Origin of the sequence: Mycobacterium simiae, from assembly GCF_010727605.1 — a bacterium.
Lineage (GTDB): Bacteria > Actinomycetota > Actinomycetes > Mycobacteriales > Mycobacteriaceae > Mycobacterium > Mycobacterium simiae.
Map to the genome: position 1 here is coordinate 2964570 of NZ_AP022568.1, position 22443 is coordinate 2987012.

Sequence of the window (22443 nt, forward strand, 5' to 3'; positions counted from 1 at the left end):
AATTGCGATTAGGCTGCCCAAGGTGGACGTCGACGCATTCGTGCTGACCCATCGTGGCACCTGGGATCGGCTCGACCAGTTGATCAAGAAGCGCAGGTCGTTGACCGGCGCCGAAGTCGACGAGCTCGTCGAGCTGTATCAGCGAGTGTCTACCCATTTGTCGATGTTGCGGTCGGCCAGCACGATCGGCACCGATTCGCTGATGATCGGGCGGTTGTCCAGCCTGATCGCCCGGGCCCGCTCGGCGGTCACAGGCGCGCATGCGCCGGTAACCAGTGCGTTCGCCCGGTTCTGGACGGTGTCGTTCCCGGTGGTCGCCTACCGCGGTTGGCGGTGGTGGGTGGGCACCGCCGCGGCCTTCTTCGCGGTCGCGGCGATCATCGCGGTGTGGGTGGCCACCAACCCCGAGGTGCAGTCGGCGATCGGAACCCCAAGCGACATCGACCAATTGGTGAATCACGATGTCGCCTCCTACTACAGCGAACACCCGGCCGCGGCGTTCGCGTTGCAAGTCTGGGTGAACAACTCCTGGGTGGCCGCACAGTGCATCGCGTTCGCGGTGCTGCTGGGGTTGCCGATCCCGATCGTGCTGTTCCAGAACGCCGCCAACCTGGGGCTGATCGCCGGCTTGATGTTTCACGCGGGCAAGGGCGGCATCCTGTTGGGTCTGCTGATTCCGCACGGGCTGCTGGAGCTGACCGCGGTGTTTCTGGCCGGGTCGGCGGGGATGCGTCTGGGATGGTCGGTGATTTCGCCCGGAGACCGCCCGCGCGGGCAGGTCCTGGCCGAGCAGGGCCGAGCCGTGGTGTCGGTCGCGGTGGGACTGGTCGGCGTGCTGTTGGTATCGGGTCTGATCGAGGCGCTCGTGACGCCGTCGCCGCTGCCGACGTTCGTCCGCATCGGCATCGGGATCGCCGCCGAGGCGGCGTTTGTGTCCTATGTCATCTATTTCGGGCGCCGCGCCGTCAAAGCCGGCGAGACCGGCGACATCGATGACGCTCCCGACGTCGTCCCGACGAGCTGACTTCTACAGGCGCCCAGTCGCCTTCATCGCGAGATAACGGTCGGCCAACGCGGGCGCCAGTTCGGTGGGCGGCGCGTCGACGACTTCCACCCCGACCCGGCGCAACCGGGTCGCGATGGCGCGACGGTCGTTGCGGGATTTCTCGGCGGCCCCCGCGTCGTACACGGCGGCGGCATCGGAACGTCCGGTGGCCATTTGATCGACCCGCGGATCGGAGGCGGCCGCGATGAGCAGGTGGTGCTTGACCGACAGCTGCGGCAGCACCGGCAGCAGACCCTCGTCGAGCGCGGTGGCATTGAGATCGGTCAGCAGCACCACCAGTGCGCGCCGACGGGTACGCCGGGTAATGGCCGCAACCATTGCGCGCCAATCAGATTCGACCAGTGTCGGCTGTAGCGGGGCCATGGCGTCGACGAATTGGGCGAGCACCTCGGTGCGTGCCGCGCCGAACACGCCGGCCCGGCTCACCCGGTCGTGGGCGAGGAAGTCGACGTGGTCGCCGGCCCGGGAGGCGAGCGCGGCCAGCAGCAGCGCCGCATCCATCGACCAGTCGAGCCGTGGCCATCCCGCGGGGTCGGCCCCTGGATCAGAAGAGGTGGGGTCGACGCCGACGCGGCCCGCTGCCATGCGCCCGGTATCGAGCACGATCACCACTCGCCGGTCGCGCTCGGGGCGCCAGGTGCGGACCATCACGTCGGCGCGCCGCGCCGAGGCCCGCCAGTCGATCGAGCGCACATCGTCGCCGACGACGTATTCGCGCAGGGAGTCAAACTCGGTGCCCTGCCCGCGGATCAGGGTGGGCAACAGTCCGTCGATCTCGCGCAGTTTGGCGAGCCGCGACGGCAGATGCTTGCGCGACAGAAATGGCGGCAGCACCCGGACCTGCCCGGGGACCGGCCGCGACGACTGCCGCCCGGCCAGCCCCAGCGGGCCGACGGATCGGGCCGTGACGACGGCGGCGCGTTGATCGCCGCGCCGGGCCGGGCGCAGGTGAGTCTGGATCCGCTGCTCTTGGCCGGCCGAGATTTGCACCGGGTGAAGACGGGGCGTGGCGCGCGCACTGGGCGACCAGGCGTCGCGCACCTGACCGTGAAAGCGGCGCGACCCGTCGTTGTGAATTTCCAGAGTGACATCGACCGGCTGGCCAAGCCGAGCCGAGCTGTCCGGTGAGCGGACGTAACGCAGCCGGCGGGGGCTGGCCGCCAAGGCGATATCGATGGCCACCGCCACCGCCAGTGCCGCCAGCAGTACCTCGAAAACCCTTGCCGGCCACGGGGAAAGTGCGATCGGTATGACGCCCAGCAGCGCCACCAGGCCGGTGCGTCCGGTCAGGATCACTAGCGGGGCACCGGAACCGACGCCAAGATGCCGTCGAGCACTCCGTCGGGCGTGGCTCCCTCCAGTTCGGACTCGGGACGAAGCATCACCCGGTGCCGCAGCGTGGGCCGGGCCATCGCCTTGACGTCGTCCGGAGTGACGTAGTTGCGACCGGACAGCCATGCCCACGAGCGCGCCGTGCCCAGCAGGGCGGTGGCCCCGCGCGGTGACACGCCCAGTTGCAGTGCGGGGGAGGACCGGGTTGCGCCGACGATGTCGACGATGTAACCCAACACTTCGTCGGCGATGAGGACTTGTTGCACCGCTTGCCGACCGGCCGCCAATTCGGCGGGCCCGGCCACCGGTTTGATCGCGGACAAGTCGCGCGGATCGAAGCCGTGGGCGTGCCGACTGAGAATGGCGATCTCGGCGTCTCGCGGGGGCAGTGTCACATTCAGTTTGAGCAGGAAGCGGTCGAGCTGGGCTTCCGGCAACTGGTAGGTGCCCTCGTATTCGACGGGATTCTGGGTGGCGGCGACGATGAATGGGTCGGGTAATGCCCGGGCTTCACCTTCCACGCTGACCTGCCGTTCCTCCATCGCTTCGAGCAGTGCGGCCTGGGTCTTGGGTGGGGTGCGGTTGATCTCGTCCGCCAACAGCAGGTTGGTGAAAACCGGGCCCGGACGGAAGACGAATGCGGCGGTGCGAGCGTCGTAAACCAGGGAGCCGGTGACGTCACCCGGCATCAGGTCGGGCGTGAACTGCACCCGTTTGAACTCCAATTGCAATGCCGCCGACAGCGCACGCACCAAGAGCGTCTTAGCCACTCCCGGGACGCCTTCGAGCAGTACATGCCCGCGACACAACAGTGCGATCACCAGGCCGCTGATCACTCCTTCCTGTCCCACAACGGCTTTGGCGAGCTCGCCGCGCAATGCCAGCAGGGCATCACGCGCCGAGTCGGCGGTGGAGGTTTGAGCGGTCGGGGATTGCGTCACGAGGTGGTGACCTGCCTTTCGATTTCGTCGAGCGCGCGGGCGAGGTTGAGCAAATCATTGTCGGTGCCCGGCGGCGGGCCGAACAGGTGGTAAGAGACGAGTCCCGCGTCGAGGCCGGTCCGCTGTGCGACGGTCAGCACCACCGACTGCGGATGCGCGCCGGGCCCCAGACCCAGCCGGGGCGACAGTCGGTGCAACGTCGCGGCGCGCAGCGCCGCGGCCGCGCGGTCGCGGGCCCGGCGCGACCGGTACAGCCGGCCCCGGCCCTCGACCGTCTCCGAGGCGCGCACCACCACGGGCAGATCCTCGGCCACCAGCGGTCCGGGGCGACGGCCCTTCCACAGCGCGACCAGCAACACGACCAGCCACAATTGCCAGACGATCCAGGTCACGTTGTCCGGAATGAGGTCGAGAATTGATGCGGGAGAAGATGTTTCACCCTCGGCATGGTGTGGTGCGTACCAGATGAGACGGGGTCGGTCGCCCGCGAGGTTCATCGCCAGCGCGGCATTGCCTGCGTGCAGCAGGCCTTCGTTGGTCATGAAGTCGCTGCTGCCGACCGCGGTCACGGTGCGTCCGCCGTCCCGGAACCGGATCAGCACCCCGTCATAGCAGCGGGTCATGGTCCGGCCGTCCTTGGCCTCGAAGCTGTCGCTCGGTCCGAAGCGCACCGACCCCGCGCGAACAGCTTCGCGCAGGGTGCAATTCGGGTCGAGGTCGAAGCCGCTGGAACCCGAGACGCGGATACCGGGCAGCAGGGCGGCGCGGGTGCGGGCGGTCGGTTCGACCAGCAGCAGGTCACCGGGCGCAGCGGCCAGCCGCTGCAGTTGTTCATCGTTGGTGAGGTACTGACTTTGGGCCACCAGGATCAGGGTGTCGGGACGAGCCGATTTTTCGACGTCGTTGAGGTTCTCGGCGACGATGACCTGCACGCCGCCGTCGCGCAGCAGCGCCGCCAGCGCGTGGGCGCCATCGGTTCCGGTGGACTCCGGGTCCATGCGTGGTCCTGGGCGCGGGGCCGTCAGGTAGGCGCCGACCCAGGCGATGAGCCCCAGCGCGACCAGCGTGAGCACCACCCAGCGCCACGACCGCCATCGTCCGGTCCCGGCGGAGGCGGCCGGAGTGGGGGCCGAGACCATGGCCATCACCGCACCTCGGCCCAGGAATCGACCGGCACGGCATGGCCCGCGGTCGGCGCGGCGGCAGGTGCCCGCATGCGCAGGTGGTCGTCGAGGTCGACGATCATCTGATACGCCTCCTGGGTTCCGGGCACCTCGCCGTAGGTCACATCATTGAACGCCGTTGCGGCCTGGCCTAATTCGTCGGTCAGGTGCGGCAGCGCCGCACCGGCGTCGCGGGCCAGCTCGTTGGCGGTACGGCCCGGCACCGGGTTGAGTACGCCGGTCTCTTCGAGTTGCCGTGCCACGGCGCGCAACCGATGCCGAATGGCCGCGGTCCAATTGCCTTCCGCCGCATAGCGTTCCGCAGTCTCGCGGTGTTGGGCGGCGGTGAGCAGGGCGGTTTCGAACAGCTGGTAGTCGCCGCGCCGCCGAGTGCGCATGGTGCGCCGGGCGATGTGAACTCCGACCACCACCGCGACGGCGAGCAGGGTGAGCAGGACCGCGGTGGTCAGCCATCCACCGGGGACCGACGCGGTCTTCTGCAGCAGCCGGTACAACATTTCGTTGACCCAATCCAGGAACTGCTGGGGCGGCGACGCCTTGGCGTAAATCGGTTTGTTCAGCTCGATCTGGGCGATCTGATGTGCGTCATCGCGATCGATGTCAATGGAAGGCACTGTCAGCTGATCCTTCGCTCAGCCGTTGAGCGGCCGGGTCAGCCAGAGGTTGTCGGTTGAGGCGGCCGCGTAGGGGCCGCCCGCGGCGCCGGATTGCAACACCAGATCGAAGGCCTCGGCACGGATTCGGCGGTCGGTGTAGAGCAACACGATGACACCGGCGTTGAACGGCGCCGTGATGATCTGCCCGATCGCCGAACCGATGGACGTGATCACCGTGCCCAACAGCAAGACCCCGGTTGAGGGCATCCCGGCCAATATCACCTGGCCGACGATGCTGAACGGCGCACTGATCGCGCCGGAGACCACACCGGCCACGATGAATGTCAACAATCGGATGCCAAGGACTCGCCAGAACCCGTGTCGAAGCAGCGCGAAGGATCTGGTGATCGCGTCCAGCACCGGCAGCCGCTCCAACACGATCAGCACCGGGGCGAACAACACCACCATGTACAGGTAGACCATCAACGCGACCACGGCGAAGATCAGCGGGACGCCGAGCAGCACCGCTGCGGCCCCGTTGCCGATCGCCGCGATCACCGCGATGACGACAGCCGCCAGCCCGAACAGCACCGCCACGGCTGCCGCCTCCAGCAGCGCCAAGCCGAGCAGCGGAAGCAGCCGCCCACGGATTTTGAACCACGTTTCACCGATGGTGATCGTCGAGCCGAACACCGCGCGGCCAACGATGACGGTGAGCATGCCGGACAGCAGCATGCCGCCCAGCCAGGTGACGAGCAGGCCCGCGCCGGCCGAGCCCAACCACGCGCCGAAGACTCCCCAGTTAACCTCGCCCGGTTCGTCGCCGGAGAACTTGCCGAACGCGGCGACCGGCCCGACCGTAGCGATCAGCGAAATGATCTGCATGACCACAACGACGATCGCGGTCAGCCCCAGAGTGGCCTTCGGGTTGGTGCGGACATAGCTGACCGCCCCGTTGAAGATGTCGCTCAGGCTCAGCGGTCGCAGTGGAATGATGCCGGGTTTAATCGCGCCGGGTATCGGCTGGGTCGCGCCGTACCCCGTGGGGGCCCCGTAGCCGGGCGGCGGGCCGTAACCGGAGGGTGGACCGTAGCCCGGCGGTGGACCATAACCAGCAGGTGGACCGTAACCGGGAGGTGGACCGTAGCCCGGCGGTGGACCATAACCAGCAGGTGAACCGTAACCGGGAGGTGGACCGTAACCGGGAGGTGGACCGTAACCCGGGGGCGGGCCGTAACCCGGGGGTGGTGGGTAACCGGGCGTGGCACCGTAGGCGGGCGGCCCGTATGCCGGCGGGTAGCCGACCGGTGGGGGCCCTCCCGGCGGGGGACCGGCCGGATAGCCAGGCGGCGGCGTGCTCACCAGGTTCGGCAGCCGTAGTCGTGGGTCATGGGGTCCATCCTGTCGGCGCTCAAAGCTTTTCTCAATCATCCCGAGTTTTGCGTGCCGCCCCACTGGCCTGCACCGTCCGGACGCGTAGCGTTTCCAACATGGCGGAACTCAAAGCCCGGCTCCGGGCGGATCTGACCGGGGCGATGAAGGCCCAGGATAAGTTGCGGACCGCGACCCTGCGCATGTTGCTGGCCGCGGTCCAGACCGAGGAAGTTTCCGGCAAGCAGGCCCGGGAACTCACCGACGACGAAATCGTCAAAGTACTGGCCCGGGAATCCCGCAAGCGCGGCGAGGCCGCCGAGATTTACACCCAGAACGGTCGCGGCGAGCTCGCCGCCTCGGAGCACGCCGAAGCGCGCATCATCGACGAGTACCTGCCCACCCCGCTCACCGAGGCGGAGTTAGCCGATGTGGCCGATACCGCGATCGCTCAGGTTGCTGAGGCGATCGGTGAGCGTCCCGGCATGAAACAGATGGGGCAGGTCATGAAGGCCGCCACCGCGATCGCGGCCGGAAAGGCCGACGGCGCCCGGCTTTCCGCGGCGGTCAAAGAGCGGCTTTAGCCGCGCCCGCACACCCGTTTGTTCGTGCCCGTGCGGGGTACCCGGATTGTCATGACCAGGTTCGGCTACACCCTTATGACCGAGCAAAGCGGGCCCAAAGACCTTGTGCAGTACGCGGTTTCAGCCGAGGAACGTGGGTTCGACTTCGAAGTCTGCAGCGATCACTTCTCGCCATGGCTGACATCGCAGGGGCATGCGCCCAACGCGTGGGCGGTCCTGGGCGCGGTGGCGCACGCGACCGAGCGGGTAGGGCTCTACACCTATGTCACCTGCCCGACCATGCGGTACCACCCGGCGATCGTCGCCCAGCAGGCCGCCACCATACAAATCATGGCCGACGGGCGGTTCACGCTCGGATTGGGCAGCGGGGAGAACCTCAACGAACATGTCGTCGGCAAGGGCTGGCCGACTATCGAGCGGCGCCACGACATGCTGCGCGAAGCCATCAAAATCATGCGGGAGCTGTTCGGCGGCCGGCTGGTCGACTGGCGTGGCGAGTACTTCCAGGTGGACTCCGCCCGCCTGTGGGACCTGCCCGACGTCCCGGTCGGTCTCGGAGTTGCGATGAGCGGCGCCAAGGGCGTCGAGAAACTCTGCAAGCTCGCCGACCACCTGATTGCGGTCCAGCCCGACAAGGACCTGGTCGACGCCTGGCATGCGGCCCGTCAAACCGCCAACGGCGCCGAAGGGGGACGCGTGATCGGACAGATTCCGGTGTGCTGGGACCCCGACCGTGACGCCGCGATCGAACGCGCGCACGACCAGTTCCGCTGGTTCGGTGGCGGGTGGGCGGTCAACGCCGACTTGCCCACGCCGGCCGGGTTCGCCGGTGCTACGCAATTCGTGCGGCCCGAGGACGTCGCCGAAAGCATTCCCTGCGGGCCCGACCTCGACGCGATCGTGGACGCGGTCCGGCCATATTGGGAGGCCGGCTTCACCGATGTCGCGCTGATTCAGATCGGCGGGCAGACGCAAGAACTGTTCCTGAAGGAAGCAGCAGAACCCCTGCTCGATGCGCTGCGGGCGGCATCGCCGTAGCGGCAGGTTCGCGGAGCTGCGAGGCAAACGGGAGGGACCATGACCGATCAACCCGGCAACACAACCACGGCACTGGTGAACGGACTGGGCGGGGCCAGTCTGGGGCTGGGCCTCACCGAGATGGTGGCGCCCGGCAAGGTGGCCGCGCTCGCCGGCGTCGACGACACCCCGGGCACCCGCCGCGTCATACGAATGCTCGGGGTGCGCGAATGTGGCCATGGCGCCGCGTTGTTGGGCGGACCGAAATCGATGGTGTGGACCCGTGTGGCGGGCGACGTCCTGGATCTGGCGGCGCTGGCCGTGGGCGTTGGCCGGCGCGCTGCGGGGCAACGGAGGCGCGGAGCGATCGCGGGCATAGCCCTTTCGGGTATCGGTGCCCTCGACCTGTACGCGGCACTGCGCGCCACCCGCAACGGCGCGGTAAGCGCCGGACAACGGTAAAGGAGAAATGATGGGAAACCAATTGCAAGGCAAGACGATCGCGTTTCTGGCCGCCGACGGTGTGGAAAAGGTCGAGCTCGAGCAACCCCGCGCGGCCCTGGAGCAGGCGGGTGCCCACACCGAGCTGCTTTCGCTGAAAACCGGTGAGATCCAGGCGCGCGAACACGATCTCGAACCCGCCGGGCAATTCGCCGTCGACCGCGCGGTCTCGGATGCCTCGGTGGACGAGTTTGACGGACTCGTGCTGCCCGGGGGCACAGTGAATCCCGACAAGCTGCGCACCGACGACACCGCGGTCGCGTTCGTGCGCGACTTCGTCGGATCGGGTAAGCCGGTCGCGGCCATTTGTCACGGACCGTGGACGCTGGTAGAGGCCGACGTGGTGGAGGGCCGAACACTGACGTCGTACCCGAGCATCCGCACCGACCTTCGCAATGCGGGCGCGAACGTCGTCGACAAGGAAGTCGTGGTGGACAACAATTTGATCACCAGTCGCTCCCCCTCCGACCTCGAGGCATTTTGCTCGACCATTATCGAGCAGTTCGCGCACGCGACAACGGGATAGGTCCTGGGCAGCGGGTTGCTGGTTTCAACGCTTTCGATGTGGGCATTAATCACAACACGCCGTGATAGCCACGGCGACCAGCTCGAAAGGCCCACCGTTGACAAGCACGTACCCCGTTGTTTCCGATGTGTCGGTTGAACCCGCGGTGTATAAGCCACAAGACGACTCGCGATTACTGGTCCGCGCAATGCAATACAGCGGACTGATTCCCGGTCGGCGAGTATTGGATCTCTGTACCGGTAGTGGATTTGTTGCGATCGCGGCGGCCGAAATGGGTTGTACGAGTGTCACCGCATTCGATATTTGTCCGCACGCGGTGCACTCCACTCGCGGTAACGCGACGGTGGCGGGTGTCGAAATCGACGTCCGGGAAGGGTCGTGGATTGCCGCATTGAGGTGCGAACCTTTCGAGGTGGTGGTGTCGAATCCGCCTTACGTGCCAACCCCTTCCGAGGAAGACATCGACACGGTGGCTCCGGACGTCGGTCCCTCGTGGGCGTGGAATGCCGGTACTGACGGGCGCCGGGTACTGGATCCGCTGTGCGCCTCGGCGACGAATATGCTCTGCCGTGGCGGCTCACTGTTGCTTGTACAGTCGGCATTGGCCGGCGCACACCGGTCGCTGGACTGCCTGCGCTCGACCGGCTTGGATGCTGACATCGTTGCCTGCGAGCGTATTCCGTTCGGGCCGGTGCTGTCCGCGCGAGCGGGCTGGCTCGAGGAGATCGGCCTCGTGCCGCGGGGCTGCCGGGAGGAGGAGTTGGTCGTGATCCGGGCGGACAAGCCGTGAGCGCAACCCGGGTGCGGGTAGTCCCGAAGGGACCGATCCTGGTGTCGGGTCCGGCGCGAATCGAGATCGACGGCGGCGGTGTCGTCGAGTCCGATCGATTCATGGTCGCTATTTGTACCTGCGGGCGCAGCAAGGAATATCCCCTGTGCGACACCAGCCATCGCCGGTGTCGGCGTGTCGAAAGCGGCGACCCGAAACCTAACTGAGCGACCGGCGCAGCGAACTCTGCCCTTGCGTCCAGGACGCCATGATGCGCTCCGCTAGCCGGTCCTCCACCGCCGCGAACGCCCGCATGCCAAACACGATGTCGCAGTCCAATTTTGGCTCGCGGGCCACCAAGTCCGCGACCACATCGTGGCGCACGACCTGTTCGTGCACGGCGTCGGCCTCGACGTGTTCGCGGTAGAAGACGACGCAGGCTTGCGGCGCACCCATTCGCTCGAGCGCCTGGACCATGCGCCGCGAACCGGGCGACGAGGTGATCTCGGTGGCGGCGAAATGCCCGATGGCCGCGCCGCGCAGCCAGCGGTGCAACCCGAACAGTGACATCAGGTTGACCACCGCGAGCGCTTCGGCCGGAACAAACTCGAGGTAGCCCAGATAGGTCGGTTCCAGATCGGCCGCCGCCAGCAGGTCGGCGAACAGCCGCTGGTGTACGCGTTCGGGGTGTCCGGCGCCGTATTCATCGAACTCGACCGCCACGAACGCCGCCTTGGCGCCGCCGGTCAGCCGCGGAATGGCCCACGCGTGCGGGTCGCCCTCCTTGAGGTGGTACATCGACCGGTGCACAAAGTATTCGCGCATCTGCTGCCAGGTTCCGGTGTCACGCAGATAGTACGACGGGCCTACCACATTCGCGTCCTCGACCAGTTCGGTCGAGATCGCGTCCATCTCCTGCGCCGCCGTGCGGTCGATGGGTCCGACGTCGCGGCGCACTCCCGCCAAAAACGCGCGTTCGAGTTCGGCGCGCAGGCGCAACAGGTCGGGATTCCACTCCCAGGTCGGGTCCACCCCGGCGAAACCGCGGTAGTGCAGCTCGTAGCACATGCACAGGGCCAGTTGCAGGTCCAAGCCGTAGGGGTCCGAGTCGCCGACCGACGCACTCACCCGCGCGAGATGATCACCGGAGGGCGGGTGAGTCAAGGCGTGGCGCACGGCCGTCGATAACGGTCCGTGTGCTGCCGGAAGGGCGGGTTCGAGCATGATCGACGCGCTGGTCACCTTGCTGGAGGTACCACGATCGGCAACCCCGCAAACGGTGGCGGCGGCAACGGGTTGGCGCACCGCGCGCTGGTCAGCGGCCACCGGACCAGTCGTCGGGCGAGTCGGGCGCCGTCGGCAACCGGAACGTGATGGCGACGGTTGTTCCGGTAGGGCTGCTGTCGATGGTCATCGTGTCACTCATCGCCCTCATCAGCACCAGGCCGCGTCCGCTGTTGCCGGGGTTGACCGCCGGGGCCTTCCAGGAGCCGTGGTCGATGACACGCGCCCGGATCTGTCCGTCGACGGTCTCGACCTCTACGAGCGTGGTGCCCAGGCCGTGGCCGCGGTAGGCATGTTCGACGCAGTTGGTGCACGCCTCGTTGACGACCAGCACTATGTCGTCGATCAACTCGCGCGGCACGTCGGCGGCACGCAACCAGTCGGCCAGCCGGTGCCGGACCGTGGCCAATTCGTCTGCGATGGCGTGGGTTTCGATGCGCAGGGGCGCGTGCTGGTGCCGGTAGATCACCATCGCCACATCGTCGTCATACCCGGCCGGCGGAGCCAGTCGGCGCAGCACGGCGTCTGCGACTGCATCCAGCGGCAGTGTTCTAGTCTCCACCAAAACCTCGGCGGCACGGGTGATTCCGTCGTCGATGGACTCGTGCTTGCGCTCAACCAACCCGTCGGTGAACACGAGCATGGTGGAGCCGGAGGATAGCCGCCGGGAAATCTGCGGGCGCGGCCCGTCGCGGCGCACCGCGAGCGGGACGGAACGGGCATCGTTGAGCACCGAGGTGCCCGACGGTCCGGCGAGCACCGCGGGCATGTGACCGGCGTTGCTGTACTCCATAACCCCGGTATCGGTGTCTAGAATCGCCAGAAAAACGGTGGTGCAGTAGGCATTCGGAATCAGCGAGGCCGCTAGGTCGAGCTGCTCGAGCAGCAACGCGGGTTGAGCGCCGTTGATTAATAGGGCCCGGGCCGAACTGCGCAACTGGCCCATGGTGGCGGCGGCGGGCAGCCCTCGGCCCACACAGTCGCCGACGACGATGCCGATGCGGTGGGCGCCGATGGGCAACACGTCATACCAGTCGCCGCCGATCTCCAACGGCGGGACCGCCGGTTCGTAACGCATCGCGAATCCCGGCGGCGGTTGCATCGGCGGCAGTAGCGCACGCTGCAAGGTCAACGACGTCTCGCGCGCGCTCTCGAACTGCCGGACATGCTGCATGGCAAGGCTGAGGTGACCGATCAGCACCGTCACCAGGAGTCGATCCTCCGCACTCACCCAGCGTGGCGCGCCCAGCTCCAGCCACAGGGCGAGGTCTCCCTTGCCGGACAGCACCGCGACCAATCCTTGTGCCTTACCGGGCTTGTTGGGGGGTTCGACCGTCTTCGCGGTCAACGGTAGTTGCTGGCGCGCGTCTTGAAAGGTGTTGCGCAGCCACGGTTCCAGGCCTCGCCACGTCGTTTCGACGGGTTCACCGGCCACCTGGACGGTGGGTTCACCGTCGCCGGCCGGCCAGGTGACCGCGATGACGCGCTGGACGCCGATGGCGCCGCGGCACTCGTCGAGGGTGATCGACAGTAATTCGGAGACGCTTTTGGCGACGGCGACGGCGGTGGCCAACCGCAGCACGGCGCTTTCCCGTGCGGCGAACGCGCGTTCGGCGGTGACGTCGCGGATCGTGCCCACGTACATTTCGTGTTCGGCGCCGCTCTCCTTAACGATGTTGATGCTCACCATCACCCAGGCGAGGTGCCCGTCTCGATGCCGGACCGGTGTCTCGTACTGGGCCAGACCCTCGGCGCGCACCCGCGATTGTTGTTCTCGCGCAGTCTTTTTGTCGACGACCCAGGGGTGTGGCCAGCGATAGGGCAACCCCTCGTGCGAGTAGCCGAGGATTTCCTCGAAGGCGTGGTTGACCTCGATGATCGACCCTTCGTGGTCGGCGACGAAGAACCCCTCCTGCAACGAATTGACCAGTGCGGTGCGGAATTTATCCCGATGGGCGAGCACGTCGGCGCGGGCGCGCTGTTCGGCGTACCGCTTGGTGCCGTCGAGGAAGCCGCGCGTGGCGACGTCGAGCGGAGCCAGCGTCTGCAACAGGAACTCCAGTGCGATGGGTGCCTCGATCTGGATGTTCTGGGCGACGTGGAGAATCAGCCGGACGTGGTGCTCGACGATGTCGAGCATGCTGATCTGCTCCTGGAGCGCCCGGCGTCCAAGCTCGTGACCGACCGCGAGGGTGTCCTCGTCGCGTGCGGCCAAGTAGGCGCGCAGCGCCGCGTTGTACTGGGCGTGGAATTGGTCCGCAGCGGTCATGTCGGGGCCCCTCGGTGCCGCGCGGCGAGGACCATGGCGTCGTCGGTTTCCTTCGCGTGCTTTCCCAATATGTGGTCGGTGATCACCGTCGCAGGCGCGGCGAAGTCGATGCGCTCCAGGTGGTCCTCGGCGATGCCGTCGCTGGCGATCACGATCAGGTCGCCGATGCGCATCGAAACCACCTGAGCGGGACGGATTTCCGGGATGCGGTAGCCGACGATTCCGGCGGCCAGACGCGCGCTGGACCGGATGTGCACCCCGGTTGCGTCCTTGGAGACGAGGTTGGCACTGACGTTGCCCACCCCGGTCCAGGTCAGCGTGTTGGCCGCAAAGTCCACCCGTGCCAACGTCATTGCGACTCCCCTGGTCCCGCCCAGCACCCGGTGGCAGAGCTGGACCAAGACTTCGAGGCGCTCGTCGGCCGCCCGCTGCACCGCCTCGACGGCGCGCGTCGCGGCGGTCGCGGCGGCAGGCCCGTGGCCGAGGCCGTCGACCACACCGAACAGCGCGGCACTGCCGTCGATGCCGATCGCGATTTTCCGGTCGCCGCTGGTGTTTTCACCCGGGACCGGACGTCCGGCGTTCGCCCACTCGATCGGGCCCAGTCGGCCGTTTTCACGCACTGCCGGGGACCCACTTCCACATTTCGATGACAGTTCCCTTGCCCAGCGCGGATTCGACGATCAACCGGTCCATCAGCCGGCGCGCGCCCGGCAGCCCCATGCCCAGGCCGCGCCCGGTCGAGTAGCCGTCCTCCATCGCGCGTTCCACGTCGGCGATCCCCGGCCCGTCGTCCTCGGCGCGGACCACCAGCGCCTCCCGGTTCTCCCGCTCGGCGACCATGACCCGCACGGCGCCGCGGCCGGCGTAGCTGGTGATGTTTCGTGCGATTTCGGAGATCGCGGTCGCGATCATGGTGACGTCGGTCAGCGAAAAGCCGAGGTCCAGGGCGAGCTGATGACCGGCCTTGCGCGCGTCGACAATGTCGTCGGGATTGTTGATGGCGACGACCACAATGTCGGGGTCACACGCCACCGTCGCGCCCGATCGTTGATTTGCCAACTGCGCGTTGGCGATTCAGGAGGGCGAGACCCTCTTCGAGGTCTAGGGCGGTGTTCATGTCGTCGAAGGCCAGCCCCAGCTGGACCATCGCGAACGCGACCTCCGGCGACAGGCCGACGATGACTGTTTCGGCGCCGCGCAGCCGGGTCATATGCGCAATCGTGCGTAGTGAGCGCGCGGCGAACGAATCCATCACGTCGATGGCGGTGACGTCGACCACGATGCCCTGTGCCCGGAACCGGCTGACCCGTTCCATCAGATCTTCGCGCAGCTTTTCGGTGTCGGAGTCGGACAGGGCGGCCTGGACCGTGGCGATGAGGATCGAGCCCTGCTTCAGGATGGGGACTGGCATGTGGCGCCCGTGTCAGTCGTGTTCACCCGGGCTGCTCGCCGGTGCGCGTGACTTCGTAGCCGAGCAAACGTTCGGCCTCTTCAATACCACCCTGCAGGTCACCGACGGCGTTCATCTTCGACAGATCCAGACCGATCGTCACCAGCGTCAGCGCGATCTCCGAGGACAGGCCGGTGATGATCACGCTGGCACCCATCAGGCCCGACGCATCGACCGTCTGCACAAGGTGATTCGCCACGGTGGAGTCGATGGTCGGCACACCGGTGATGTCGATGACGACCACTTTCGCGCGGTTGGCCCGGATGGCGCGCAGCAGCTGCTCGGTGACCTGGCGGGCGCGCTGGCTGTCCAGCACCCCAATGATCGGCAGAATCAGCAGCTGCTCGCGCACCTGCAACACCGGTGTCGACAGCTCGCGGATGGCTTCCTGCTGTTGGCGGATGATGCGCTCACGTTCCTGCACGAAGCTGACGGCCACGGTATTGGCGATGCGGTTGGCGGCCGGTTCGTAGGCGTCTAGGACGCGGTTGAGCATTTCGAAGTCGGTCTGATACTTCTCGAACAGCGAGCGCGCGAGCACGTCGCGCAGCAGCAGCACGATGCCGACGACTTCGTCGGTTTCCACTCCTCGGGGAATGATGCGCTCGGAGAGGTCGCGCGCGTAGGCTTGCAGCGCCTCGACGCTACCGGTTTCGAGCACCTCGACGTAATTGTCGTAGACAGCGGTCGCTTCGGAGAACAGCTCTTCGGGTGTCATCGCGGTGAGCAATTCGGCCTCGGTGATGCGGCGCGCCCACTCCTCACGCAGGACCGTGCGGTTCTGCCGCAAATGCTGCACTAGCTGCGGTAGCAGACCTTCGCTGGAGATGCTCACGGTGGTGCCGGTGCTGCTGGAATCTGACATCTGGCCTCCCGAGTGCCGCGACGCGCTCCGCAGTGCGCAGGTTCTTTTGCGAGACTAGCCTGGTTTGACGCGACAGAGGTGTTGAGGGCATCTTCTTCTCGCAGTTCGTACGGCAGGTTAGGCTTGCACCACAGTTAAGGCCCGGACGAAGGATCGCCATTGTCAGCTCCTGATTCGATTACCACGTTGATTGCGGACCACGATGGGGTGTCTGTGGTCAGTGTCAGCGGTGAGATCGATTTGGTCACCGCGCCCGCCCTGGAGCAAGCCATTAGTGCGGTTGTTGCTGAAGGGCCCACGGCGCTGGTCATCGATTTGTCCGCGGTGGAGTTCCTGGGTTCAGTGGGGCTGAAGATCCTGGCGGCGACCTACGAGAAGCTCGGCAAGTCCGCGGAGTTCGGCGTGGTCGCTCGGGGTCCGGCCACCCGGCGCCCGATTCATCTGACCGGTCTGGACAAGACGTTCCCGCTGTATCCGACGCTGGACGACGCGTTGACGGGCGTGCGGGACGGCAAACTCAACCACTGACGTCACCGCATCAGCGAAAGATTGCGCCAGAAGCTCACCAGGCTGTCGGTGCCGCCGAACAACGTGGTGAAGTTCGTGGAGTCGACCAGGACGATGTCGGCCGCGCGTTGGCCGTCGGGCGGCATCCAGATCAGCGCGTTGAATTCGGTGTTGCCCGCCGCGGTGAACGGGTGTGGACGGGTCGGATCGACGCGTTGACGGCCCAGCACGCGCAGCGTATCGCCCTCGGGCGCCCTCAGCTCATAGTGCGGCAGGTGCGGGTGGAAGTTGAGGGTCGTGACATTGTCGAGCAGTCCTAGCGGATCCAGGTCCCGGAACCCGGTGAGCGGAGCGATCTCGCTGCCCCCGGCGGTGACCGCCGGTCGCAACCCCCAGATGTTGTGGACGGGAACGTCGAGCGCCCGCATCAGGGAACGGGTGTACTGGCTGAATCGCTGCTGGCGCGGCACTAACGGGTCGCCGTGGTGGGAGTATTCGATTTGGCGTTGTCCCTGGTCATCGGTGAAGCCGACATCGTGATGCGGGGCTAGCAGCAGGCACGTGCCGTCGCGCTGTAGCCAGCTTTGGATCGCCGCGATTTCGGCTGGCCGCGCTTCGTCCTGCCCGATTACGTGGTCCAGCCCGAACACCATCAACGTGTCGGTGTCGGCGAGGACCCGTTCGTCGACGGGCAAAAAGTAGCCGGCCTGGTCGATGCGCTGGAACACCGCGACCGGGTGACCCGTCAGCTCGCCGGCCAGCTGCTGGAAGTGCAGTGTCGAGCGATGGAACAGCTCCAGGGTTCCGGCGATGCCTTGCAGGAAGTGCGCCTCGTCCCATTCCGGGGTCTCGTACTTGGGCCACGCGACCCGGCGGACCTCGGTCATCGTGGAGAACCGGTTATCGAGCGCGGCGATGTCTCGCTGTGCTTCCCACGGATAGCTCCAGGTCCAGTAGATGCTGATGCGACGGCGGCCCGGGGTATGCCGGCGCGGAACCTGCGCCTGGTTGTAGGTGCGTGCGGGCGTAGTCATGGTGTCTCCACTAAGTCAGCGTGGCCAAATATCGCAGGCCGTTGAGGCCCGGCAGAAAGAAGTAGGCGCCGCCGGTGAGGGTGGTAAAGGCGGGCAGACCCCGCAGCACCTTGCGGATCGGACGCTTAGGGATTTTGAATTCCATTGTGCCGTCCTGCGTTCCGCAGATCGGATCGCGCTCGTTGCCCAGCTCGTGGAAGTTGTGATCGTTGATCCACACGTTCTGCGCGAACTCGAACTGGCGCACCAGGCTGGCGCAGATGATGAATGCCGCGATGCCGCGGTCGGTGCCGTCGTCGTCCGCACCCTCCGGCAGCGCCTCGCCGTAGGTCGCCCCCCGCCGGATTATCCGGTGCCGGTTCATGTTTACTGCCGTGTCGCGGGGATTTAGCCGGCGGATATGGGCCCCCAGGGGTACCGCGTATCCGAAGGGGTCCATCTCCTTGTAGTTGAAGTCGTTGTTACGCAACGAGTCTGCGCCGAGCTCCGGATCGTCCTGCTCCGGGGCAAGCACCAGCGGCGCGCCACTTCGCCATCGGCCCATCAGCTTCGCCGCCAGTAGATCCTCATCGGCGGGTGTGCCCGCCTGCTCGCGCAGGTAGTTTCGGAACAGGCCGACATGTTCTTGCAGGCGGCGATAGGCCATGTAGCTGCCATTACGCGAGAGTTCCGGTGGCTGAGGGAGATTAGCGACGACGCCCTCTTCGTCTGGATAGCCGAGGATGAATTCTCCTGCCTTGAGCGCCCCGCCCGAGCCCGGCGTGGGCTCTTCCCCCGTGCCCTCGATTACCGGCTGGGACAAGCGGTCCCGGAAGCCGAAGTGATCGTGGGCGTGGTCGAAAGGCGGTGTGGCGTTCAAGTCGAGATGCGACAACACTCGCACCCCGGGGCATCGCTCGACCAACTTCCTGTGCACGGCGGTGCACCGGTGATGCTCGGCATCGTTGCGGGCGAATAGGATTGCGATCGCATGCAGATCGTCGCCGGCCAGCCCGCCGCTCCAGCTGTCGGGGTGGTTTCGGCCGGTGTCGCCCAAGATGTCGGCCCGCGCCGCCATGCCCTCCCGAAACGCGTCCGGGAAACTGGCCAGCGAATCTTCCGGTACGCCCAGCGCCCGCAGGCCAGGCCAGGTGAACGCCAGGGTGATCCAGCGGTCTTGGCTGTCCATCGTTTTGCGGGCGTCCGACGCCGATTGGACCGTGTCGAGCAGTTCACTCAGCCATGCCTGGCCGCCGGCCGGATCGTCGAAAGACAGGAACTCGTAGCGTCCGGTCATCGCGGGCGTCCGCGTCACCAGGATGTGCTGGATGTTGTCGAGATCGAGCGTCACTGCATCTGGTCGAGCATGTCGGAGAAAGCGGCTTTAAGCCGCAGCGCCTTCTTTATCTCGTCGGCGCTGACGTATGGGTACTCCCCGTACTCGAGGAAACTGGGGCATTGGTGCTCGCGGACGAACCTGATGAACGCTTCGGGGTTGGTCTGCCAATCCTCGGGAAAGCCTTCAAGATTGGTGAACACGGTGGTCACACCCGACTGCGAGAACAGCTGAATCGCATCTTCGGTGTATTTGTCGAAATCGGTGTCGAAGATCCCCTGGTACTGGAAATGCAACCCCGAGCCGACGTCAAACAGTTGCCAGCGAAGATAGTGCAGGCGCAGCGGTGCGAGCAGATCCGGGTGCTCGGCGATGGCGGCCTCGATCACTTTTCCGTATTCGCGAATCGCGTCTTCGCGGCCGGGCTTGACCTTGGCGATGATCGAGAAGCCGTAGCATGCAGGCGTTCTCGGGAACACGGGTCCGTAGCGGCCGCGCTGAAGTTCGAAGTAGCCGTCGGCGGGAATCGCCATCGCCGCGGGCTTACTCCATTCGGGTTCGGTTGCCGACATCGAGTACTCCTCGGGTTAGGCGCGGCCTGGGCCACGGCCACATGTCATGAATGCGTGACGCGGACTGCCGCCATTGCGGGCAATCCCGCCCCTGCGAAGCCGGGGTGTCGGCGCACCGCGCGCGTGATCCACCTAAGTATCGTTGCACCGCCGGAGGGTTTCGGTGCGATGATCAGCGACATGGATGTCGACCACCCGGAAGACGACCAGCGGTGGGATCGGGACACGCGCGGCGAGACCGAGACCGAGCGGCTCGATCGCAACTGGAATAGCCTGCTGCAGGAGCTTCGCGTCGTGCAGACGGGCGTGCAACTGCTCACCGGGTTCTTGCTGACGCTGCCTTTTCAGCAGCGGTTCGATGTCCTCGATCAACCGATGCGGATCACCTATTTGGCGACGGTCGGTTGTTCGGTGGCCGCGACGGTGCTGCTGATTGCGCCGGTGGGTATCCACCGGCTGCTGTTCCGACGGCATCGCCTGCGGGTGCTGGTGTCGGCGGCGCACCGGTGCGCGTACGCCGGTCTGGCGCTGCTTGGGTTGGCACTGACCGGGGTGACGATCATCGTCTTCGTCGCGGTGGCCGGGACCACGGTGGGATTGATTGCCGGAGCGTGTGCCCTCATGATGTTCGGGTGTTTTTGGTGGCTGCTGCCGTTGGCGTTGCGCACCCGCGGCACCTGATCTGATCAGCCGCCGGGCGCCAGGCCGGCGATCGGAGTGGCGTTCAGCTGCGTGAGCAGATCCTGCGGATCGGCATAGACCGGCGAGGCTCCCGCTGCCGCTAATTCCTCGCGAGAGATGCCGCCGCTCAACACCCCGATGCAGGAGACGCCAGCGGCCCGAGCGGCGTGGGCATCCCAGACCGCATCGCCGACGAAGATCGCGTGGTCGGCGTCGACTCCGGCGCGGTCCAGGGCGACCTGCACGATGCCGGGCTCCGGCTTGGCGGTGTCGACGTCCCGCGACGACGTCGTCGCCGCGATCACGTCGTCGCAGTCCAGCACCTTGCGCAGCATCTGAAGTTCGTCGTCGGGTGCCGAGCTGGCCAGCACCACCTGCAGGCCCAGGTCCGCGACGCGGCGAAGCAACTCCTGGGCGCCCGGCAGCGGTGCCAGCAGCGGCGAGAGCTCGCGATAGTGCCGGCCGTGTCCCTCGCTCAGCCGGTCTTGAACCTCGTCGGGGGCGTTGTCGGAAAGGGTCCGGACCAGTGTCGAGCCGTCCATGCCGATGCACCGGTGGATGTGCCAGGCCGCCACCGAAATGTCTTCGGCGGCAAAGGCGCGTTGCCACGCATAGACGTGCAGGTAGTTGGAGTCGACTAGGGTTCCGTCGACGTCGAACAGCACAGCGGGAGCATTCATCGCTCCGGCATACCCGTCCCGCGGTCGTTTGACCCCTGTAGCCAGCGGGTAAGTGAAATAAGGGTCTGCTAAGCGCGCCCTCGATAAGAGTGCCGACTAAACGCGAATAGGTCTGGCCGACAACATATTTCGCGAGGAGTCCGATTTTGAGTTACCCAGTTGATCATGAACGTACTACGCGGCGGCATGCCGGTGAGACGCTGAAGAACCCGGCGAACGCGCCCGGCGTGGCCGCGATCGTGCTCGCCGTCGCGGCCCTGACCTTCGGCCTGTACGAGTTCGCCGCCCGCCAAGTGAGCGTGGGTGTGGTCGCGGTTGTTCTCGCTGTCGCTTTGGGTGCGTTCGGCTCGGTCTGGCTGGCTCGCGCGCACCGCAAAGTGCGTGAGGCCGAGCGGCAGCTTTCTGCCTTGGCTTCGGACGAGCCGCCACCACCGCCCACCAGTTAAGGACGGGTTCTCCCTCACCTGGTGAGGGGCCGGTGCGGTCGGCATACGCCTGAATTGTCGCGTCGGCAATTTTGTTGCATTCGATCCGTGTGGAGACCCCGCGAACGGGGTACCGACTGTGCCACGGGGGAGGACATCGACGTGCGTCGTCCCGCCACTGAGCCAGAGAGGTACGCCCATGAAGACCGCAAGCGATTACGACGCGCGCCGCGTGACCGAGCCCCAAGAGCCGGCCGAGCTGCGTCAGCTAGATCCCACGTTAGGGCCGTCGGCGGCGGTGGTCGACGAGGACCCCAACGATGTGCAGTTCTTCGAGCTGCCGGACGCCGACCTGTCCGGTGAAGAATTGGCCGTGACGGTGATCCCCCAGCAAGCCGATGAGTTCACCTGTTCGAGCTGCTTCTTGGTGCAGCACCGGCACCGGATGCAGTTGTCCAGCGCCGGGCTCCCCGTTTGCACCGACTGCGCCTGAGCGTCGGGCCTACACTCGAAGAATGCGCGGCATATTGGTGTTCGACGGGCGGTGCGGCGTGTGCACGCGGGCGGTCAACGCCTTGGCGCGGTGGGATCGCACGGGCATGCTGCGCATCGAGCCAATGCAGGCGCCGGGCATGGCCGAGCGGCTCGGTGTCACCGACGACCGGATGCTGAAATCGGCATGGTGGGTCGATTCTTCGGGTGCGATCTACGACGGTGCGCATGCCATGAACGCCGCACTGGCCGCGGCGTTGGGCACTCGTATCCCGCTGCAGCTTTACCGGATCCCCGGCGTGAGCGCAGTGCAGGACGCCGTGTACCGCTGGATCTCAACACACCGCTATCGGTTCCCGGGTGCGGTGCCGCTCTGCGAGGCCCAGCCCGAGCGATGCGCGTAGCCGTTGTCCGACAACCACATTCGCGTTGACCTGCGCCCGGACCGGGTAGCTCAATGCTGGGCCCATTCCCGCCCGCAAACCCGGCACTGTCGGATGGCCGTCGACCAATCGGGCTCACCCTCGGTCGGTTTACGGACCCGATGGGTAGCTTGGTCGCCGCAGCCGGGGCAGGTGCACTTCGCGCGGTAAGGCTCGACGGGCTGCGCGTGCATGAGGTGCAGATTTTCGGCCCGGGAGTAGGGCACGATGGCCAGCGCCGTGGGGCAGGGGCCGGCGCGGGGGGTGTCGAACCACAGCAACCCGCAAACCACCATCACCACCGCACCGGAGATGGCCACGATCACCAGAGGGATGTTCCACGGCCAATTCGGGGGGATCGGGGTGATTGCGAGGAAAAGCATCACCGCCGAGATCAGGAAACTGGCAACGGTGACCGGCTTGACGAACCGGTAGCCGCCGACCTGAAGCGCTTCCCACACTTCGATTTCCTGCCGGCGCTGAGCAATTTCTAAAAGTGTTGGGTGGTAGGGGAATTCGCCCTCCAAAGCCACTGAATCGAGTGGTTTGGCGGTAGC

The 22443-nt window shown here is 66.4% G+C and carries 28 protein-coding genes; 12 read left to right on the top strand and 16 right to left on the bottom strand.

What is annotated here, in order from left to right; genetic code table 11:
- Positions 1 to 22 precede the first annotated feature (22 nt).
- Entirely contained in the window at positions 23 to 1024 is a 1002-nt protein-coding gene (locus G6N33_RS13695) for a stage II sporulation protein M (RefSeq protein WP_044508882.1), read from the top strand.
- Positions 1025 to 1027: 3 nt separating this feature from the next.
- Here G6N33_RS13695 and G6N33_RS13700 read toward each other — a convergent pair whose 3' ends face one another.
- The 5 genes from G6N33_RS13700 to G6N33_RS13720 are packed head-to-tail and all read right to left on the bottom strand — an operon-like array spanning position 1028 to position 6550.
- Entirely contained in the window at positions 1028 to 2362 is a 1335-nt protein-coding gene (locus G6N33_RS13700; protein ID WP_044508881.1) for a DUF58 domain-containing protein, read from the bottom strand.
- The gene (locus G6N33_RS13705; protein WP_044508880.1) at positions 2362 to 3339 is read right to left on the bottom strand and encodes an AAA family ATPase; all 978 of its coding nucleotides are present in this window, start codon (positions 3337 to 3339) and stop codon (positions 2362 to 2364) included. The genes G6N33_RS13700 and G6N33_RS13705 overlap by 1 nt, the downstream gene beginning before the upstream one ends.
- The gene (locus G6N33_RS13710) at positions 3336 to 4478 is read right to left on the bottom strand and encodes a DUF4350 domain-containing protein (protein ID WP_408632796.1); all 1143 of its coding nucleotides are present in this window, start codon (positions 4476 to 4478) and stop codon (positions 3336 to 3338) included. Before G6N33_RS13710 ends, G6N33_RS13705 begins: the two co-directional genes overlap by 4 nt.
- Positions 4479 to 4483: 5 nt before the next feature.
- Positions 4484 to 5137: a DUF4129 domain-containing protein gene (locus G6N33_RS13715; protein ID WP_044508877.1), complete on the bottom strand. Its 654-nt coding sequence runs from the start codon at positions 5135 to 5137 to the stop codon at positions 4484 to 4486.
- A gap of 18 nt (positions 5138 to 5155) precedes the next feature.
- Entirely contained in the window at positions 5156 to 6550 is a 1395-nt protein-coding gene (locus tag G6N33_RS13720; RefSeq protein WP_044508876.1) for a membrane protein, read from the bottom strand.
- A 59-nt stretch (positions 6551 to 6609) separates the two neighbouring features.
- Here G6N33_RS13720 and G6N33_RS13725 point away from each other — a divergent pair, with 59 nt between their 5' ends.
- The 6 genes from G6N33_RS13725 to G6N33_RS13750 all read left to right on the top strand — a co-directional run bounded on the left by G6N33_RS13725 (position 6610) and on the right by G6N33_RS13750 (position 10114).
- Positions 6610 to 7074 carry a GatB/YqeY domain-containing protein gene (locus G6N33_RS13725; RefSeq protein ID WP_044508875.1) on the top strand — a complete coding sequence of 155 codons (465 nt, stop codon included), beginning with the start codon at positions 6610 to 6612 and terminating at the stop codon, positions 7072 to 7074.
- 51 nt (positions 7075 to 7125) lie between these two features.
- Positions 7126 to 8112 (top strand): LLM class F420-dependent oxidoreductase, encoded by a 987-nt coding sequence (locus tag G6N33_RS13730; protein ID WP_044508874.1) that lies wholly within the window; start codon positions 7126 to 7128, stop codon positions 8110 to 8112.
- A 39-nt stretch (positions 8113 to 8151) separates the two neighbouring features.
- Positions 8152 to 8553: a hypothetical protein gene (locus G6N33_RS13735; protein WP_044508873.1), complete on the top strand. Its 402-nt coding sequence runs from the start codon at positions 8152 to 8154 to the stop codon at positions 8551 to 8553.
- Positions 8554 to 8563: 10 nt separating this feature from the next.
- Positions 8564 to 9118 carry a type 1 glutamine amidotransferase domain-containing protein gene (locus G6N33_RS13740; protein ID WP_044512510.1) on the top strand — a complete coding sequence of 185 codons (555 nt, stop codon included), beginning with the start codon at positions 8564 to 8566 and terminating at the stop codon, positions 9116 to 9118.
- A 97-nt stretch (positions 9119 to 9215) separates the two neighbouring features.
- Positions 9216 to 9908, top strand: coding sequence for a HemK2/MTQ2 family protein methyltransferase (locus G6N33_RS13745; protein WP_044512509.1), 693 nt, complete (start codon positions 9216 to 9218; stop codon positions 9906 to 9908).
- Positions 9905 to 10114, top strand: coding sequence for a CDGSH iron-sulfur domain-containing protein (locus tag G6N33_RS13750; RefSeq protein ID WP_044508872.1), 210 nt, complete (start codon positions 9905 to 9907; stop codon positions 10112 to 10114). The genes G6N33_RS13745 and G6N33_RS13750 overlap by 4 nt, the downstream gene beginning before the upstream one ends.
- On the opposite strand, the gene G6N33_RS13755 is transcribed toward G6N33_RS13750, so the two are convergent.
- The 6 genes from G6N33_RS13755 to G6N33_RS13780 all read right to left on the bottom strand — a co-directional run bounded on the left by G6N33_RS13755 (position 10107) and on the right by G6N33_RS13780 (position 15758).
- The gene (locus G6N33_RS13755; RefSeq protein ID WP_081662359.1) at positions 10107 to 11111 is read right to left on the bottom strand and encodes an iron-containing redox enzyme family protein; all 1005 of its coding nucleotides are present in this window, start codon (positions 11109 to 11111) and stop codon (positions 10107 to 10109) included. The genes G6N33_RS13750 and G6N33_RS13755 overlap by 8 nt on opposite strands.
- A gap of 91 nt (positions 11112 to 11202) precedes the next feature.
- A complete protein-coding gene (locus G6N33_RS13760) occupies positions 11203 to 13440 on the bottom strand; it encodes a SpoIIE family protein phosphatase (protein WP_044508871.1) in 2238 nt (745 codons plus the stop codon).
- Complete coding sequence (locus G6N33_RS13765) at positions 13437 to 14063, bottom strand: SpoIIE family protein phosphatase (RefSeq protein ID WP_044508869.1); 627 nt, start codon at positions 14061 to 14063, stop codon at positions 13437 to 13439. The genes G6N33_RS13760 and G6N33_RS13765 overlap by 4 nt, the downstream gene beginning before the upstream one ends.
- Positions 14056 to 14475, bottom strand: coding sequence for an anti-sigma regulatory factor (locus tag G6N33_RS13770; protein ID WP_044508867.1), 420 nt, complete (start codon positions 14473 to 14475; stop codon positions 14056 to 14058). Before G6N33_RS13770 ends, G6N33_RS13765 begins: the two co-directional genes overlap by 8 nt.
- Positions 14465 to 14854: an STAS domain-containing protein gene (locus G6N33_RS13775; RefSeq protein ID WP_044508865.1), complete on the bottom strand. Its 390-nt coding sequence runs from the start codon at positions 14852 to 14854 to the stop codon at positions 14465 to 14467. The genes G6N33_RS13770 and G6N33_RS13775 overlap by 11 nt, the downstream gene beginning before the upstream one ends.
- 22 nt (positions 14855 to 14876) lie before the next feature.
- Positions 14877 to 15758 (bottom strand): STAS domain-containing protein, encoded by an 882-nt coding sequence (locus G6N33_RS13780; RefSeq protein ID WP_044508864.1) that lies wholly within the window; start codon positions 15756 to 15758, stop codon positions 14877 to 14879.
- A 159-nt stretch (positions 15759 to 15917) separates the two neighbouring features.
- Here G6N33_RS13780 and G6N33_RS13785 point away from each other — a divergent pair, with 159 nt between their 5' ends.
- Positions 15918 to 16286 carry an STAS domain-containing protein gene (locus tag G6N33_RS13785; protein WP_231382504.1) on the top strand — a complete coding sequence of 123 codons (369 nt, stop codon included), beginning with the start codon at positions 15918 to 15920 and terminating at the stop codon, positions 16284 to 16286.
- 2 nt (positions 16287 to 16288) lie between these two features.
- Here G6N33_RS13785 and G6N33_RS13790 read toward each other — a convergent pair whose 3' ends face one another.
- From G6N33_RS13790 to G6N33_RS13800, 3 genes are read right to left on the bottom strand one after another with little or no spacing between them, the layout of a single operon-like run.
- On the bottom strand, positions 16289 to 17299 hold the full coding sequence (locus tag G6N33_RS13790; RefSeq protein ID WP_044508860.1) for a hypothetical protein: 1011 nt from the start codon (positions 17297 to 17299) through the stop codon (positions 16289 to 16291).
- Between the two features lie 10 nt (positions 17300 to 17309).
- Positions 17310 to 18575: a Dyp-type peroxidase gene (locus G6N33_RS13795; protein ID WP_101528716.1), complete on the bottom strand. Its 1266-nt coding sequence runs from the start codon at positions 18573 to 18575 to the stop codon at positions 17310 to 17312.
- Positions 18576 to 18625: 50 nt separating this feature from the next.
- Positions 18626 to 19186 (bottom strand): hypothetical protein, encoded by a 561-nt coding sequence (locus G6N33_RS13800; protein ID WP_044508855.1) that lies wholly within the window; start codon positions 19184 to 19186, stop codon positions 18626 to 18628.
- Positions 19187 to 19366: 180 nt separating this feature from the next.
- Between G6N33_RS13800 and G6N33_RS13805 the strand changes: the two genes are divergently transcribed.
- Positions 19367 to 19867, top strand: coding sequence for a DUF6328 family protein (locus G6N33_RS13805; protein WP_044512505.1), 501 nt, complete (start codon positions 19367 to 19369; stop codon positions 19865 to 19867).
- A 5-nt stretch (positions 19868 to 19872) separates the two neighbouring features.
- Here G6N33_RS13805 and G6N33_RS13810 read toward each other — a convergent pair whose 3' ends face one another.
- Positions 19873 to 20547: an HAD family hydrolase gene (locus G6N33_RS13810; RefSeq protein ID WP_044508853.1), complete on the bottom strand. Its 675-nt coding sequence runs from the start codon at positions 20545 to 20547 to the stop codon at positions 19873 to 19875.
- Between the two features lie 146 nt (positions 20548 to 20693).
- Here G6N33_RS13810 and G6N33_RS13815 point away from each other — a divergent pair, with 146 nt between their 5' ends.
- From G6N33_RS13815 to G6N33_RS13825, 3 genes are all read left to right on the top strand, one after another.
- On the top strand, positions 20694 to 20993 hold the full coding sequence (locus tag G6N33_RS13815; protein ID WP_231382503.1) for a hypothetical protein: 300 nt from the start codon (positions 20694 to 20696) through the stop codon (positions 20991 to 20993).
- Positions 20994 to 21171: 178 nt separating this feature from the next.
- Complete coding sequence (locus tag G6N33_RS13820) at positions 21172 to 21465, top strand: DUF4193 domain-containing protein (RefSeq protein WP_044508850.1); 294 nt, start codon at positions 21172 to 21174, stop codon at positions 21463 to 21465.
- A 22-nt stretch (positions 21466 to 21487) separates the two neighbouring features.
- Positions 21488 to 21868 (top strand): thiol-disulfide oxidoreductase DCC family protein, encoded by a 381-nt coding sequence (locus G6N33_RS13825; protein ID WP_044508849.1) that lies wholly within the window; start codon positions 21488 to 21490, stop codon positions 21866 to 21868.
- A gap of 50 nt (positions 21869 to 21918) precedes the next feature.
- Here the strand turns inward: G6N33_RS13825 and G6N33_RS13830 are convergent, their stop codons facing one another.
- A complete protein-coding gene (locus G6N33_RS13830) occupies positions 21919 to 22347 on the bottom strand; it encodes a hypothetical protein (protein WP_155945914.1) in 429 nt (142 codons plus the stop codon).
- Positions 22348 to 22443 lie beyond the last annotated feature (96 nt).

Excerpts from the sequence above, each read along its gene's own strand:
- G6N33_RS13795 (WP_101528716.1), bottom strand. The coding sequence starts at position 18,575 with ATGACCGGACGCTACGAGTTCCTGTCTTTCGACGATCCGGCCGGCGGC.
- G6N33_RS13710 (WP_408632796.1), bottom strand. The coding sequence starts at position 4,478 with ATGGTCTCGGCCCCCACTCCGGCCGCCTCCGCCGGGACCGGACGATGG.
- G6N33_RS13725 (WP_044508875.1), top strand. The coding sequence starts at position 6,610 with ATGGCGGAACTCAAAGCCCGGCTCCGGGCGGATCTGACCGGGGCGATG.
- G6N33_RS13825 (WP_044508849.1), top strand. The coding sequence starts at position 21,488 with ATGCGCGGCATATTGGTGTTCGACGGGCGGTGCGGCGTGTGCACGCGG.
- G6N33_RS13810 (WP_044508853.1), bottom strand. The coding sequence starts at position 20,547 with ATGAATGCTCCCGCTGTGCTGTTCGACGTCGACGGAACCCTAGTCGAC.
- G6N33_RS13780 (WP_044508864.1), bottom strand. The coding sequence starts at position 15,758 with ATGTCAGATTCCAGCAGCACCGGCACCACCGTGAGCATCTCCAGCGAA.
- G6N33_RS13775 (WP_044508865.1), bottom strand. The coding sequence starts at position 14,854 with ATGCCAGTCCCCATCCTGAAGCAGGGCTCGATCCTCATCGCCACGGTC.
- G6N33_RS13730 (WP_044508874.1), top strand. The coding sequence starts at position 7,126 with ATGACCAGGTTCGGCTACACCCTTATGACCGAGCAAAGCGGGCCCAAA.
- G6N33_RS13820 (WP_044508850.1), top strand. The coding sequence starts at position 21,172 with ATGAAGACCGCAAGCGATTACGACGCGCGCCGCGTGACCGAGCCCCAA.
- G6N33_RS13755 (WP_081662359.1), bottom strand. The coding sequence starts at position 11,111 with ATGCTCGAACCCGCCCTTCCGGCAGCACACGGACCGTTATCGACGGCC.
- G6N33_RS13760 (WP_044508871.1), bottom strand. The coding sequence starts at position 13,440 with ATGACCGCTGCGGACCAATTCCACGCCCAGTACAACGCGGCGCTGCGC.
- G6N33_RS13800 (WP_044508855.1), bottom strand. The coding sequence starts at position 19,186 with ATGTCGGCAACCGAACCCGAATGGAGTAAGCCCGCGGCGATGGCGATT.
- G6N33_RS13735 (WP_044508873.1), top strand. The coding sequence starts at position 8,152 with ATGACCGATCAACCCGGCAACACAACCACGGCACTGGTGAACGGACTG.
- G6N33_RS13790 (WP_044508860.1), bottom strand. The coding sequence starts at position 17,299 with ATGACTACGCCCGCACGCACCTACAACCAGGCGCAGGTTCCGCGCCGG.
- G6N33_RS13805 (WP_044512505.1), top strand. The coding sequence starts at position 19,367 with ATGGATGTCGACCACCCGGAAGACGACCAGCGGTGGGATCGGGACACG.
- G6N33_RS13740 (WP_044512510.1), top strand. The coding sequence starts at position 8,564 with ATGGGAAACCAATTGCAAGGCAAGACGATCGCGTTTCTGGCCGCCGAC.
- G6N33_RS13720 (WP_044508876.1), bottom strand. The coding sequence starts at position 6,550 with ATGATTGAGAAAAGCTTTGAGCGCCGACAGGATGGACCCCATGACCCA.